Annotated in this window: 16 protein-coding genes and 1 riboswitch; of the genes, 7 read left to right on the forward strand and 9 right to left on the reverse strand. The window is 66.7% G+C overall.

All coding sequences use genetic code 11. The features are described 5' to 3' along the window. Positions 1 to 6 precede the first annotated feature (6 nt). Together LO55_RS24245 and LO55_RS24250 are read left to right on the forward strand one after the other, a co-directional pair. Positions 7 to 1,557, forward strand: a complete 1,551-nt coding sequence (locus tag LO55_RS24245; RefSeq protein ID WP_071363425.1) for a PepSY-associated TM helix domain-containing protein — start codon at positions 7 to 9, stop codon at positions 1,555 to 1,557. Then, positions 1,554 to 1,850, forward strand: coding sequence for a DUF3325 domain-containing protein (locus tag LO55_RS24250; RefSeq protein ID WP_071363955.1), 297 nt, complete (start codon positions 1,554 to 1,556; stop codon positions 1,848 to 1,850). Before LO55_RS24245 ends, LO55_RS24250 begins: the two co-directional genes overlap by 4 nt. Positions 1,851 to 1,854: 4 nt before the next feature. Here LO55_RS24250 and LO55_RS24255 read toward each other — a convergent pair whose 3' ends face one another. From LO55_RS24255 to glyA, 9 genes are all read right to left on the reverse strand, one after another. After that, entirely contained in the window at positions 1,855 to 2,481 is a 627-nt protein-coding gene (locus tag LO55_RS24255) for a riboflavin synthase (RefSeq protein WP_071363426.1), read from the reverse strand. Between the two features lie 31 nt (positions 2,482 to 2,512). Further along, positions 2,513 to 3,649 (reverse strand): bifunctional diaminohydroxyphosphoribosylaminopyrimidine deaminase/5-amino-6-(5-phosphoribosylamino)uracil reductase RibD, encoded by a 1,137-nt coding sequence (gene ribD, locus LO55_RS24260; protein ID WP_083415546.1) that lies wholly within the window; start codon positions 3,647 to 3,649, stop codon positions 2,513 to 2,515. Between the two features lie 9 nt (positions 3,650 to 3,658). Further along, positions 3,659 to 4,228: a GspH/FimT family pseudopilin gene (locus LO55_RS24265; protein WP_229410228.1), complete on the reverse strand. Its 570-nt coding sequence runs from the start codon at positions 4,226 to 4,228 to the stop codon at positions 3,659 to 3,661. Positions 4,229 to 4,248: 20 nt separating this feature from the next. Beyond that, the gene (locus LO55_RS24270; RefSeq protein WP_071363428.1) at positions 4,249 to 4,701 is read right to left on the reverse strand and encodes a type IV pilin protein; all 453 of its coding nucleotides are present in this window, start codon (positions 4,699 to 4,701) and stop codon (positions 4,249 to 4,251) included. Beyond that, complete coding sequence (locus LO55_RS24275) at positions 4,698 to 5,369, reverse strand: pilus assembly PilX family protein (RefSeq protein ID WP_229410229.1); 672 nt, start codon at positions 5,367 to 5,369, stop codon at positions 4,698 to 4,700. The genes LO55_RS24270 and LO55_RS24275 overlap by 4 nt, the downstream gene beginning before the upstream one ends. 7 nt (positions 5,370 to 5,376) lie before the next feature. Next, complete coding sequence (locus LO55_RS24280; protein WP_071363429.1) at positions 5,377 to 6,315, reverse strand: PilW family protein; 939 nt, start codon at positions 6,313 to 6,315, stop codon at positions 5,377 to 5,379. Beyond that, positions 6,312 to 6,848 carry a type IV pilus modification protein PilV gene (pilV, locus tag LO55_RS24285; protein ID WP_071363430.1) on the reverse strand — a complete coding sequence of 179 codons (537 nt, stop codon included), beginning with the start codon at positions 6,846 to 6,848 and terminating at the stop codon, positions 6,312 to 6,314. The genes LO55_RS24280 and pilV overlap by 4 nt, the downstream gene beginning before the upstream one ends. Positions 6,849 to 6,957: 109 nt before the next feature. Further along, positions 6,958 to 7,425 carry a transcriptional regulator NrdR gene (gene nrdR, locus LO55_RS24290; RefSeq protein WP_005671257.1) on the reverse strand — a complete coding sequence of 156 codons (468 nt, stop codon included), beginning with the start codon at positions 7,423 to 7,425 and terminating at the stop codon, positions 6,958 to 6,960. A 79-nt stretch (positions 7,426 to 7,504) separates the two neighbouring features. Further along, on the reverse strand, positions 7,505 to 8,752 hold the full coding sequence (gene glyA, locus LO55_RS24295; protein WP_005671256.1) for a serine hydroxymethyltransferase: 1,248 nt from the start codon (positions 8,750 to 8,752) through the stop codon (positions 7,505 to 7,507). A 109-nt stretch (positions 8,753 to 8,861) separates the two neighbouring features. Beyond that, positions 8,862 to 8,981, reverse strand: a riboswitch (ZMP/ZTP riboswitch). Positions 8,982 to 9,150: 169 nt separating this feature from the next. Between glyA and LO55_RS24300 the strand changes: the two genes are divergently transcribed. The 5 genes from LO55_RS24300 to tolA all read left to right on the forward strand — a co-directional run bounded on the left by LO55_RS24300 (position 9,151) and on the right by tolA (position 12,750). Next, positions 9,151 to 9,897, forward strand: coding sequence for an SDR family oxidoreductase (locus LO55_RS24300; RefSeq protein WP_071363431.1), 747 nt, complete (start codon positions 9,151 to 9,153; stop codon positions 9,895 to 9,897). Between the two features lie 273 nt (positions 9,898 to 10,170). Next, entirely contained in the window at positions 10,171 to 10,575 is a 405-nt protein-coding gene (gene ybgC / locus LO55_RS24305; RefSeq protein WP_071363432.1) for a tol-pal system-associated acyl-CoA thioesterase, read from the forward strand. 20 nt (positions 10,576 to 10,595) lie between these two features. Then, on the forward strand, positions 10,596 to 11,279 hold the full coding sequence (tolQ, locus tag LO55_RS24310; protein ID WP_005671250.1) for a protein TolQ: 684 nt from the start codon (positions 10,596 to 10,598) through the stop codon (positions 11,277 to 11,279). 30 nt (positions 11,280 to 11,309) lie between these two features. Next, positions 11,310 to 11,741: a biopolymer transporter ExbD gene (locus LO55_RS24315; protein WP_005671249.1), complete on the forward strand. Its 432-nt coding sequence runs from the start codon at positions 11,310 to 11,312 to the stop codon at positions 11,739 to 11,741. A 10-nt stretch (positions 11,742 to 11,751) separates the two neighbouring features. After that, complete coding sequence (tolA, locus tag LO55_RS24320; protein ID WP_083415547.1) at positions 11,752 to 12,750, forward strand: cell envelope integrity protein TolA; 999 nt, start codon at positions 11,752 to 11,754, stop codon at positions 12,748 to 12,750. Positions 12,751 to 12,755 lie beyond the last annotated feature (5 nt).

The following is a 12,755-nucleotide window of genomic DNA, read 5'->3' on the forward strand; positions in this document are numbered from 1 at the left end:
GCCAATATGAAAGACACCTTCCGCAAATCGATGGCGTGGCTGCATACCTGGGCCGGCGTCGTTCTGGGCAGCGTGCTGTTCGCCGTGTTCTGGATGGGCACCCTGAGCGTGTTCGACCGCGAGATCGACCGCTGGATGATGCCGGCCACGCGGCTCGCGCCCGCAACCGCGCCCATATCGCTCGACGCCGTCGCGCGCGCCGTGCTGCCGCAGGTTCCCGCCGGCGCCAGCCAGTGGCGGGTCGACCTGCCGACCCAGCGCACGCCGGTGCTGCGCTTCACCTACAAGGCGGCGGATGAGGAACCGGCGCCGCGCCAGCTGGACCCGCAGCGGCTCGCCTTCCTCCCTGAGCAAGGCACGCTGGGCGGCAGTGGCTTCTTTTTCCCCTTCCACTACGGCCTGCACCTGCAGTGGCTGGAGATCGGCAAGTGGATCGTCGGCGTGGCGGCGATGGGCATGCTGCTGTTGCTGGTATCGGGGGTGATCATCCATCGCAAGATCTTCAGCCAGTTCTTCACCTTCCGGCCGCGCAAATCCCTGCAGCGCAGCAGCCTCGATCTGCACAACCTGGTCGGCGTGCTGGGCCTGCCCTTCCACTTCATCATCACACTGTCCGGCATGGTCATCTTCATGATGATTTATTTTCCCCAGGCGTACACCGGCGCCTATGGCGAAGGCAAGGCGGCCAAGGCCGCGTTCTTTGCCGATGCCTACGGCAAGTACAGCCGGCCCAGGGCCAACGCGCCCGGCCCCCTGGCCTCGCTCGATACGATGGCCGACGTCGCGCGGCGCGAATGGGGCGGCGCGCAGCCCGAATCTCAGCCATATTTCGTGCGGGTCTGGCACCCGGGCGACGCCAACAGCTACGTCGAACTGCGCCGCTCCTACGCGCGCGAGGTCACGATGAACGTGGACCAGATGTTCTTCGACGCGGCCAGCGGCGAGGTGCTGCACCGCTTCCAGGCGGCGCCCGTGATGTCGGCCCAGCGCTTCATCTCGGGCATCCACTTCATCCAGTTCGAGCACTGGACCTTGCGCTGGCTGTACTTCCTGGCCGGGCTGGCGGGCTGCGTGCTGATCGCCACCGGCTTCCTGTTCTGGCTCGAGGCGCGCCGCGCGCGCCATGCCGCGAAGGGACTGGCCGGGGCGCGCGTGGTGGAAGGTTTGACGGTCGGCAGCGTGACCGGGATCGTCATCGCGACACTCGCCTTCCTGGCGGCGAATCGCCTGCTGCCGGATGGGCAGCAGCGCGCCGCGCTGGAGGTCTGGACGTTTTATCTCGCCTGGCTGGCCAGCTTCGCCCACGCCTGGTGGCGCGGCAAGGCGGCGTGGCGCGAACAGGCCTGGACTGCCTGCCTGCTCGCCGTGGCCTGCGTGCTGCTCAACGCGGCGACGACGGGCGACCATGTCGCCAGGGCGCTCGCGGACGGGAAATGGTCAGTGGTCGGCGTGGACCTGATGTTGCTGGCGCTGGCACTGCTGGCGGCATGGAGCGCGCGCCGGCTGGCCGGCAAGCCGGCCCAGGCCCGCGCGCCGCGGGCGGAGGCGCGGTCATGAGCATGGCCTTCAGCGCGACGCTGCTGCTGTCCGCCTGCCTGGCGAGCTACGCCGGTTTCGCCTGCCTGGCGCTGGCGATGCACGAACACTGGGAACGGATGGGATGGCGGCGCGACGGCTCTGCGGCGCCGCGCTGGCTGCGCCCCGCCGGCCCGTGCCTGCTGCTGCTGGCCTACGGCCTGTGCGTCTGGCGTGACGGCGCCAGCTTCGGCAGCCTGTTGTGGATCGTGCTGATCTCGGCGGCGTCGATCGCCGTCGCCTTCACCATCACCTGGCGCACTGCAGGCCGCTAGTGCGTCAGCGCGCGGCCGACAGCATGCGCTCGACGTAGCGCGCGATCAGGTCGATCTCGAGGTTGACCTGCGAACCGGCCTTCAGGTGCTTGAGGGTGGTGACCTCGATCGTGTGCGGGATCAGGTTGATCGAGAAGCGGCAGACCTTGTTGCCGTCGGCTTCGAGATCCTCGACCCGGTTGACGGTCAGCGACACGCCGTTGACCACGACCGAGCCCTTGTAGGCCAAAAACTTGCCCAGCTCGTGGGGCGCATCGACGATCAGCTCGAAAGACTCGCCGACCGGCGCGAAGCTGTGCACCACGCCCAGGCCGTCGACGTGGCCCGACACCAGGTGGCCGCCCAGGCGCTCGGCCAGGGTCAGCGCTTTTTCAAGATTGACTTCGCCAGTTGCTTCCAGGCCCACGGTCTTGTTCAGGCTCTCGCGCGAGACGTCGACGGTAAAGGCCTTGTCGGTCTTTTCGACCACGGTCATGCAGGCGCCGTTGATGGCGATCGAGTCGCCCAGGGCGACGTCGGCCAGCGGCAGCGGGCCGGCATCGACGACCAGGCGCACGCCCGCGTCCAGGCCGCCCGCCAGGGGCGAGACGGAAGTGATGTTGCCGACGGCGGCGACGATTCCAGTAAACATGTGATTCCTTCGTGTTGGTTCTAGTTCAGTGTCAGGCGGCCGGCTCGACGAAGCGGGCCAGGATGCGCAGGTCGTCGCCCACGCGCGCCACGTCGTGGAAGCGCAGCTGGCGACGATCCGCCAGGCGCTCGAGCGCGGGCAGGTCGAACATGCCCTGCCCCGGCCCGATGAGGCTCGGCGCCAGGTAGGCCAGCAGCTCGTCGACGCAGCCTTCGCGCACCATCGAGGCGTTCAGCTTGGAACCGGCCTCGACGTGCACTTCGTTGATCTCGCGCCGGCCCAGCTCGCGCATCAGGGCCGGCAGGTCGACCTTGCCGCGGGCGTTCGGCAGCATGAGCACTTCGTGGCCGGCCGCTTGCAGGGCCGCGGCCTTGTCATGGTTCTCGACAGCGGCCACGATCCAGCATGGCTCGCCCTGCAGGATGCGGGCGTCCAGGTCGATCTCGAGGCGGCTGTCGACGATCACGCGGCGCGGCTGCAACGGCGTGTCGACGCCGCGTACCGTCAGCTGCGGATTGTCGGCCTTGACGGTGCCGATGCCGGTGACGATCGCGCTGGCGCGCGCGCGCCAGGCATGGCCGTCGGCGCGCGCCTGCTCGCCCGTGATCCACTGGCTTTCGCCGCCGGCCAGGGCGGTGGCGCCATCCAGGCTGGCCGCCACCTTCAGGCGCACCCACGGCAGGCCGCGCACCATGCGCGAGAAGAAGCCGACATTCAGTTCTTGCGCCGCCTCGGCCAGCACGCCGGCCTTGACCTCGATGCCGGCGGCCTCCAGCTGGGCCAGGCCGCGGCCGGCCACCAGCGGATTCGGGTCGACCATGGCCGCCACCACCCGCCCGAGGCCGGCCTGGACCAGGGCGTTCGAGCAGGGCGGCGTGCGGCCGTGGTGGCTGCATGGTTCCAGCGTGACGTAGGCGGTGGCGCCGCGCACGTCGTTGCCGCGCGCCGCGGCGTCGCGCAGCGCCTGGATCTCGGCGTGCGCCTGGCCGGCGGGCTGCGTGTGGCCAGCGCCGATCACGACGCCGTCCTTGACGATCACGCAGCCGATGCGCGGATTCGGCGCGGTGATGTACATGCCGCGCGCCGCCCAGTCCAGGGCCAGGGCCATGCCGTCGGTATCGTTCAGGATCAGTTCGCTGTAGCTTGTCGCCATATCCTTGGTCGCCATCTTTTTCCTTCAGGGCGGCGCCGCGGCGCCGTCGCACCCGTCCTCGCGGGCCGGATTGCACAGGCGCGCACGCCCGAGCATATTGATTTTAATACGGCGCACCCCGCCGCCATGGAACAGCGACAGCGTGCCGAGGCGCGATGTGGCGCTGTTCGTGTCGCTGCAACTGCGTCCCGCGCCATTGTAGGCGATGTATTGCGGCGGCGCAGGGCTGGTGAAGGAATAGCTGACCTGCATGCCTTGCGGCAAAGGCGAGCGCACGGCCAGGATCTCGTCGCCTTCGCCCGGCCGGCGGTCGTCGTCGCGGTCGACGTAGACGGTCCAGCCGCGCGACCAGTCGCGCCCAGCGGCGTCGTTGGGCGTGAGCTTGACCCGCTCGTTGCGCGCGATCGCCTGCGAACGGGTGAGCTGGATCGCGCCATGCAGGTCGCCCGACGCAGCGCGCAACTGCTGGCTGCGTACCAGGTCGTGCAGACTGGGGGCCGCCACCGCCGCCGTCACCGCGACCATGCCGAGCACCACCACCAGCTCGGCCAGGGACAGGCCGGCGCAGTAGCGCTGCCGCATCGTCCGCATCATGACGAGCCTCATGGCCGACCTCATGGCCAACAGCGCGCCGACGGACCGCTGGCCGTTTGCCGGCCGGTGCTGTCGAGCGTCAGGACGCCGCAATCGGGGTCGGCGAATCCGGCGTCGACATTGGCGGTGCCCGGCCGGGCGCGCAGCTCGATGCAGTGGGCGATCTCCTGGCCGGGGCAGGCGTAGCCGTCCAGCTCATGGGCGCTGGCGGCGGCGCTGTTGCCGGTCCAGGTCGGGAACTGGCCGGTGTCGGCGTCTTCGGCGTCGAGCGAGAACGCCAGGTAGGCATGATGCAGCGCGCGGTATTGCTCCTGGCGCTGCATGATGTCCAGCAGCGCCAGCTGGGCCTCGATGCGGCGCGCCTTCACCATCTGCTGCGTATACGAGGGATAGACCAGCGCGGCCAGGATGGCGAGGATGGCCAGCACGGCCATCAGTTCGACCAAGGTGAATCCCTTGCTGCCGTTCGTCATCGTCTGTCCTTTCCAGTAGGATGGCCAGCCGCGCTGGCGGCCGGCAGCGCGATCGTCTCGCTCCAGTTGCCCAGCTCACGCCAGCCCACGCGCCGCCCGCGCGCACCGTCGGGCGGCTTGCGGTAGTAGGCCTGCAGCGCGGCATGGGTGCCGGGCATGCTGCCGGCGCCGCGCGCCGTGATGCGGTACAGCTGGCCGTCGGGCGTCGCCGGCATCAGTTCGATCAGGTAACGTGGCGCCGCGAGCGCCAGCGCGCCCTCGCCGTCCGGCATGCGCAGCCCCGTAACGCTGCCGAACAGGATCGCCGGGCCTTCGTCCTCGGCCAGCAGTTCGGCTAGCTGGTCGGGATCGGCCGTGTAGGCGCACAAGCCGTTATAGGGTCGCCCGCCAGCGCAGCCGGCGACGAAGGCGTCCGCGCTGCCGCCGGCGATGGCGTTGGCGCGCGCCGAACCGGGTTCGGCGCCGCCTTCGATGTCGCGCTCGGCATCGAGCAGCGCGGCGTCGGCCATCTGCAGCGCCAGCAGGCGGTCGCGTTCGTGCGCGGCGGCGCGCGCGCCCTGCAAGGCGCCGCGGGTGGAAGCGATGCCGGTCATGAGCACCGCCAGCATCAGTACCAGGGCGGTCAGGAGCGCAATGCCGCCTTCCCGCCGTGCGTAGAAGGTGCGCATACGACATTCAATCCGGCGCCACCGGCAAGGCAATGGTCGCGCCATAGACCTTGCGCATGCGTGGTTCACGTCCATCGTCGAGCGCCGTTCCCGCCAGCCGCGTGCCCTGGTCACCCGCGGAAAAAGCGGCGCCGTGGTCTGGCCCGAACAAGTCGTAGACGATGCCGGCATCCGCGCCCGGATCGAGGCGCGCGCCGTGCAGCAGCAGCGCGACACGCACCAGCGCCACCCGCTTCCAGTGCGTGCGCTTGCGCAAGTCGGCCGCGCGTTCGTCGGGCGTGGCCCCGACCGGCACCAGCGCCGCATCGAGCGCGCCCAGCTCGGTCGCATTGACGTAGCGCTCCGGCACGCGGTCGCCATCGGCATCCAGGCCATACAGCACCTGGAAGCCGTCGACCCGGCCCGCCACCGCATCGGACGACCAGCTGCTGGCGCCCCGGTACTTGCAACGCAACTCGGCATCGCCCTGGGCATTGCGCGCGACGTAGAAGATGCTCCAGCCCTCCTCGTCGCGGTGCACGGGAAAGCCCGCGCAATCGAGGGTGGCGCCGTCGCCATTGGGCGGCGCGCCGCTGCCGGGAAAGCGCAGGGCCAGCACGTCGCTGCCATTGGCTTCGTCCGGCAAGGTCGCATCGATGCCGGCGCCGGTGCGCTCCAGTGAACTGGCATCCAGGCCGGCCAGCCGTGCCGGCGCCGCCGGATCGGAGGCCGGATGCGCCGCCCAGTCGACGTGCGCCGCGAGGCGGATGGCGCGCGCCAGCGCATCCACGGCGTAGCGGCCGCTGTCGTCCATCTCGGACGCTTCCATGACGGCGGCATGCGACCGCACGCTGGTGATCAGCAGCGAGCCGCTGGCCAGCAGCACCGCCAGGCCGAGCGCCATCGCCACCATCAGCTCGGCAATGGTCAAGCCGGCCTGGCGCCGGCGCGGGTCGAAGAACGTCATCGCGCCACCAGCAGCACGTAGCCCGGCCCGTCCTGCGTGCCATGCCAGCCGATCTTGATCGCCACCGGCGCAGTTGCTTCCCCGCTGCACGCCCAGCGGTAGCGGCCGTGCTCGTCATCCCATGGCGCGTCGTCGCGGCAGACCGCGATGCGGCCCGATGGAAAGCCGCGGTGCAGCGCCAGGCGCGTCTCGCGCAGGTCGAAGGCGGCCAGCGCCAGCGGATCGCAGGCGCCCGCGCCGAAGCACGGAGCGCCGCCCGCCGGCGGGCCGGCGCCGAGCGCCTTGTAATCGAGCGGAACATAGGGATTGGCGCCGTCCGGCAGGCTCGCCACCTGGGCGTTGGCCTGCATGCGCGCGGCCAATGACGTGGCCAGCAGCGCCGCTTCGGAGGTCAATGCGGCCTGCTGGCGCGTGCGCTGAGCGGCCAGCTGCGCCGCGCTGGCGCCGACCACGCCGACCGCGAGCACGAACAAGGCCACCAGGACTTCGATCATGGTGAAACCGCCCGGGCTGCCGGGGAGACGCGCCTGCATGAAGTCCTCCGCTAACGATGTGTGAGCAGAGACGTTATCAGGCGGGGTTCAAGCGCCCATGCGTCGACGCAAGCATGCGTCCGGCAATAAACGGAACTTGGAAACGACGTCAGTTGTCGAGCTTGCGCTGATGCCCGACTTCGGCCAGCGCCGCCTGGAAGGAATCCAGGTCCTCGAAATTCTTGTAGACGGAAGCGAAGCGAATATAGGCGATCTTGTCGAGGCGCTTGAGCTCTTCCATCACCAGTTCGCCGACGTAGACGCTCTCGACTTCGCGCCGGCCGCTGGTGAGCAGCTTTTCCTCGATCGACGCGACGGCGCGGTCGATCGCCTCGGCCGCCACCGGACGCTTGCGCAATGCCAGCATCAGACTGCCGCGCAGCTTGTTTGACGCGAACTCGGTGCGGCTACCGTTCTTCTTGACGATGATCGGCATCGACAGCTCGATGCGCTCATAGGTGGTGAAGCGCTTGTCGCACTTGCCGCAGCGGCGCCGGCGCCGGATGGCGTCCCCTTCCTCGGATACGCGGGTATCGAGGACTTGTGTTTCTTCATGCTGGCAAAAGGGACATTTCATGGCGCCGGGGCTGCAGGTACTACATGGATACTGAGCGGGCCGGCGAACCGGCCCTTACATCGCGATGATCAGCGCGCGCTTATCGGGCGTACACCGGGTACTTGTCGGTCAGCTTCTTGACTTCGCCCTTCACGCGCTCGATGGTCGCGGCGTCGTGCGGGTTGTCCAGCACGTCGGCGATCAGATTGCCCACGGTGACCGCGTCTTCTTCCTTGAAGCCGCGGGTGGTGAAGGCCGGGCTGCCCAGGCGGATGCCCGAGGTGACGAACGGCTTCTGCGGGTCGTTCGGGATGCCGTTCTTGTTGCAGGTCATGTGAGCCTGGCCCAGGATGGCTTCCGCTTCCTTGCCGGTGAGGCCCTTGGCGCGCAGGTCGACCAGCATCACGTGCGATTCGGTACGGCCCGACACGATGCGCAGGCCGCGTGCGATCAGCGTCTCAGCAAGTGCTTTGGCGTTCTTGACGACCTGCTTCTGGTATTCCTTGAACTCCGGCGACAGCGCTTCCTTGAACGCGACGGCCTTACCGGCGATCACGTGCATCAGCGGACCGCCCTGGATGCCCGGGAAGATCGCCGAGTTGATGGCCTTTTCGTGCTCGGCCTTCATCAGGATGATGCCGCCGCGCGGGCCGCGCAGCGATTTGTGGGTGGTCGAGGTGACGAAGTCGGCGTGCGGCACCGGGTTCGGGTATTCACCGGCGGCGATCAGGCCGGCGTAGTGCGCCATGTCGACCATGAAGTAGGCGCCGACGTCCTTGGCCACCTTGGCGATACGCTCGAAATCGATGCGCAGGGCGAATGCCGACGCGCCGGCGATGATCATCTTCGGCTTGTGCTCGTGCGCCTGCTTCTCGAGCGCGTCGTAGTCGATGTCTTCTTCAGGGGTCAGGCCGTACGAGACGACGTTGAACCATTTGCCCGACATGTTCAGCGCCATGCCATGGGTCAGGTGGCCGCCTTCGGCCAGCGACATGCCCATGATGGTGTCGCCCGGCTTGAGCATGGCGAAGAACACGCCCTGGTTGGCCTGCGAACCCGAATTCGGCTGGACGTTGGCGGCTTCGGCGCCGAACAGTTCCTTCAGGCGGTCGATCGCCAGCTGCTCGGCGACGTCGACATATTCGCAGCCGCCATAGTAGCGCTTGCCCGGATAGCCTTCGGCATACTTGTTGGTCAGCTGCGAGCCCTGCGCTTCCATCACGGCCGGCGAGGTGTAGTTCTCGGAGGCGATCAGCTCGATGTGGTCTTGCTGGCGAGCGTTTTCTTTTTGAATTGCATCCCACAGTTCCGGGTCGATATTGGCGAGCGTATGGTCTTTGGCAAACATGTAAAACTCCAATCGATAGTAATCCAGGCAACTGGTGGCATTGACAGGCGGGAGCCGGGGCGGGCCGTAGGCACGGGCGCAGGCAGCCGCGATCGAACGCGTACCGGTTGATGGCTGCCCAGGCGAACGGCGTATGGCGTCTCACGTTCCCCGGTGGGTGCCCACCTTTGCCGCGCCGCGCATCCGAATGGTGCGCGCACGCGGTGTTTCGCCAGTTACGTGAGACGTAAGGACTCCAAATTGTACTGAACTCCCCATCGTAGGGCAAGGAAACCGCTGTGCCGGCCGGGAATGCACGGTGCCCAGCGGACCCGTGGTCGTTTCGGCTACAATTTTACGGTTAGGCAGCGCGCCTTGCCTTTCTCGCCTGTCATCCTGTTGCCATCCAAGGACCCATCATGATCGTCTTCATCACCGGCGCATCGGCCGGCTTCGGCGCCGAAATGGCGCGCACCTTTGTCTCCCACGGCCACCGCGTCGTCCTGGCCGCCCGCCGCACCGACCGCATCGCCGAGCTGGCGCGCGAACTGGGCGACAGCGCCCTGGCCGTGACGCTGGACGTCACCAGCCGCGCCTCGATCGAGGCCGCCCTGTCCGGCCTGCCGCCGGAATGGAAACCGATCGACGTGCTGGTGAACAATGCCGGCCTGGCGCTGAACACGGCGCCGGCCCACCAAGTGCCGCTGGAAGACTGGGAAACCATGATCGCGACCAACTGCCAGGGCCTGGTGACCATGACCCGCGCCGTGCTGCCGGACATGGTGGCGCGCGGCAGCGGCCTGGTGATCAATATCGGCTCGGTGGCCGGCCACTATCCTTACCCGGGTGGCAATGTGTATGGCGCAACCAAAGCCTTCGTCGAGCAGTTCACGCTGAACCTGCGCGCCGACCTGGTCGGCACCGGCGTGCGCGCCACCAATATCGCGCCGGGCCTGTGCGGCGGCACCGAATTCTCGAACGTGCGCTTCAAGGGCGACGACGCGGCCGCGGCCAAGGTCTACGAGGGCACGCAACCGCTGACCGCGAAGGACATCGCCGACACCGCTTTCTGGATCGCGACGCTGCCGCCGCACGTCAACGTCAACAGCATCGAGCTGATGCCGACCTGCCAGGGGTTCTCGCCGTTCAACGTGCGCCGCGGCTGAAAAGGCGCGCGATATCGGTAGCGTCGGCGGCGTAGCCGCCAACCCTACGCATTCATCACCCTGCCCAGCAAGACCAATCACGCACCTATCATTTGTGAGAAAGTGTTACAGTGATTGGTCTTTTAACCACGTTTCAAGTCTACTACTGCTCAAAAGCACGCCCCCGTGCTATCAGACCGCAAAACTTTTCCGCTTTCAACGTACGTCAGCGTACATATTAAAGTGGAAAGTCGCGTAAAATATTTCCCGTTTTCATTAATTCGGCAACAAAGAATGCCTTCAGTGTATAACTGGCCAGTCAGGGTTTATTACGAGGATACCGACGCCGGAGGCATTGTCTATCATGCCAACTACCTGAAGTTCTTCGAGCGCGGCCGTACCGAGTTCCTGCGCGCGCTCGGCATCGAACAACAAACGCTGATCGACGCCGAGCATACGGCCTTCGTCGTCAGGAGCATGACCCTCGATTACCGCTTCGCCGCCCGTCTCGACGATGAACTGAGCATCCGCACCAGCGTGACGAAAGTGGGCGGCGCCTCGGTTCAGTTTCTCCAGGAAGCATGGTGCGGCGAGGTGCTGCTCAATTCGGCCAACGTGAAGATCGGCTGCGTTGACGTACGAACCACGCGTCCCCGTTCCCTGCCCGACGACGTGGCTGCTAAAATGCGTGCCGCCTGAAAAATCATATAAGTTAAGCCATGACCGCAACCCACGACCTTTCGTTTGTATCCCTGATCGCCAATGCCCACGTGCTGGTGCAGCTGATCATGGCCTTGCTCTTGCTGCTGTCGATCGTGAGCTGGACTTATATCTTCCGCAAGGTGTTCGCGATCCGCGCCGCGCGCGCGCAGACCGAGCAGTTCGAGCGCAGCTTCTGGGCCGGCGGCAACCTGCACACCCTGCACCAGAGCGCCAGCAGCCAGCGCGACCAGAGCGGCCCCCTGGCCCGCATCTTCGAGGCCGGCATGGGCGAATTCATCAAGGGCAAGCAGGCCTCGCGCGAAGCCCTGGACATGAACTCGGTGCTCGACGGCGCCCGCCGCGCCATGCGCGCCTCGTTCCAGCGCGAACTCGATTCGCTCGACACCCACCTGAACTTCCTGGCGTCGGTCGGTTCGGTCTCGCCGTACATCGGCCTGCTGGGCACCGTGTGGGGCATCATGAACTCGTTCCGCGGCCTGGCCAGCGTCGAGCAAGCCACCCTGGCGGTGGTCGCTCCCGGCATCGCCGAAGCGCTGATCGCGACCGCGATCGGCCTGTTCGCCGCAATCCCTGCCGTGGTCGCGTACAACCGCTTCACCCACGACATCGACCGCCTGGCGAACCGCTTCGAGAGCTTCGTCGAAGAATTCTCGAACATCCTCCAGCGCCAGTCGCGCTGATCCGCCCACGAGAACCGGGAGAGCATCGGGATGGCATTTTCCAGCAGCATGCGCGGCGGACGTCGCCGCAAATTCAAGTCCGAGATCAACGTCGTGCCGTATATCGACGTGATGCTGGTGCTGCTCATCATTTTCATGGCGGTGCCTGCGAATGAGGCGCCGAGTGTTGTCAATCTGCCACGCGCCGAGAAATCCGCGCTGCCGCCGGACACGTATATCCAGATCTCCATCGAGCCGGGCAACAAGCTCTCGATCGGCGTGCACGGAAAAGTAAAAGTCGCCCAGGACGAAGTGGCCGACCGCTCCGCCCTGCTGCAGCGCCTGCAGGCATTGCACGACGAGAATCCGGACTTTCCGGTCCTGATCGCGGGCGACCGCGACAGCAAGTACGACGACGTGATCCAGCTGATTTCGGAAGCCAAGAAGATGGGCATCAACCGGGTCGGCCTGGCCACCCAGTGACGCCGACGCCATGACCGCACCGAAGTCCGCCAACCACGGCACGCCCTACCACGTGCCGCCTGAACCGAAACCGCTGCCATCGTTCCTGCTGGCGGTGGCGGTGCACGCGGCGTTGCTGGCCTTCCTGGCGATCGGCGTGAGCTGGCAGAAGGTCAATCCGGTCTCGGTCGAGGCCGAGGTGTGGGACATGTCGGTGCAGACCGCCGCGGCGCCCGAATTGCCGCCCGAGCCCGCGCCGGAACCAGAACCCGAACCGGAACCCGCGCCCGCGCCGGAACCGCCGCCACCTCCACCACCGGAGCCGGCGGTGGAACGTCCTGCGCCGACGCCCGATCCCGAGATCGCGCTGCGCGAAGAAAAGAAACGCAAGGAAGAAGAAGCGAAGAAGGCTGCCGCCGAAGAGAAGAAGCGCAAGGAAGCCGAGGAGCGCAAGCGCGAAGAGGCCGAGCAGAAGAAGCGCGAGGAAGCGGAACAGAAAAAGCGCGACGAAGCGGAGCAGAAGAAGCGCGACGAAGCCGAGAAGAAGAAACTCGAGGAAGCCGAACGCAAGAAGAAGGAAGCCGCGGAGAAGAAGAAAGCCGACGCTGCTGCTGAAAAGAAGAAAAAGGAAGCCGCTGCCGCCAAGGCCGAGGCCGCGAAGCTGGAGAAATTCCGCCAGGAAGAGCTCAAGCGCATGGCCGGCGCCATGGGCAGCACCGGCACCGCCGTGAAATCGACTGGTCCGCGCAGCGATGGTGGCTATATCGCCGCGATCACGGCCGCGATCAAGAGCGCGACCGCCTATCCGGGCAATACCGACGTGGCCGGCAATCCGCGCGCCACGTTCCGTGTGGAGCAGTTGCCAACCGGCGAAATCATGTCGGTGCGCCTTGTGAAAAGCAGCGGTGTGCCAGAATTTGACAGGGCAGTGGAAAATGGTATCAAGAAAGCATCTCCGCTTCCCAAGAAGAAGGACGGGACCGTGGAGCGTACGCTTGACGTGAATTTCTCGATGAAAGATTACGATTGATTCGG

The organism is Massilia timonae (assembly GCF_001866515.1).
Lineage (GTDB): Bacteria > Pseudomonadota > Gammaproteobacteria > Burkholderiales > Burkholderiaceae_D > Telluria > Telluria timonae.

Coding starts and splice junctions, on each gene's coding strand:
- ribD (WP_083415546.1), bottom strand. CDS start 3,649: ATGGCGACCAAGGATATGGCGACAAGCTACAGCGAACTGATCCTGAAC.
- LO55_RS24245 (WP_071363425.1), top strand. CDS start 7: ATGAAAGACACCTTCCGCAAATCGATGGCGTGGCTGCATACCTGGGCC.
- LO55_RS24300 (WP_071363431.1), top strand. CDS start 9,151: ATGATCGTCTTCATCACCGGCGCATCGGCCGGCTTCGGCGCCGAAATG.
- LO55_RS24250 (WP_071363955.1), top strand. CDS start 1,554: ATGAGCATGGCCTTCAGCGCGACGCTGCTGCTGTCCGCCTGCCTGGCG.
- pilV (WP_071363430.1), bottom strand. CDS start 6,848: ATGCAGGCGCGTCTCCCCGGCAGCCCGGGCGGTTTCACCATGATCGAA.
- ybgC (WP_071363432.1), top strand. CDS start 10,171: ATGCCTTCAGTGTATAACTGGCCAGTCAGGGTTTATTACGAGGATACC.
- LO55_RS24275 (WP_229410229.1), bottom strand. CDS start 5,369: ATGCGCACCTTCTACGCACGGCGGGAAGGCGGCATTGCGCTCCTGACC.
- tolQ (WP_005671250.1), top strand. CDS start 10,596: ATGACCGCAACCCACGACCTTTCGTTTGTATCCCTGATCGCCAATGCC.
- LO55_RS24280 (WP_071363429.1), bottom strand. CDS start 6,315: ATGACGTTCTTCGACCCGCGCCGGCGCCAGGCCGGCTTGACCATTGCC.
- LO55_RS24270 (WP_071363428.1), bottom strand. CDS start 4,701: ATGACGAACGGCAGCAAGGGATTCACCTTGGTCGAACTGATGGCCGTG.
- glyA (WP_005671256.1), bottom strand. CDS start 8,752: ATGTTTGCCAAAGACCATACGCTCGCCAATATCGACCCGGAACTGTGG.
- LO55_RS24265 (WP_229410228.1), bottom strand. CDS start 4,228: ATGATGCGGACGATGCGGCAGCGCTACTGCGCCGGCCTGTCCCTGGCC.
- tolA (WP_083415547.1), top strand. CDS start 11,752: ATGACCGCACCGAAGTCCGCCAACCACGGCACGCCCTACCACGTGCCG.
- nrdR (WP_005671257.1), bottom strand. CDS start 7,425: ATGAAATGTCCCTTTTGCCAGCATGAAGAAACACAAGTCCTCGATACC.
- LO55_RS24255 (WP_071363426.1), bottom strand. CDS start 2,481: ATGTTTACTGGAATCGTCGCCGCCGTCGGCAACATCACTTCCGTCTCG.
- LO55_RS24315 (WP_005671249.1), top strand. CDS start 11,310: ATGGCATTTTCCAGCAGCATGCGCGGCGGACGTCGCCGCAAATTCAAG.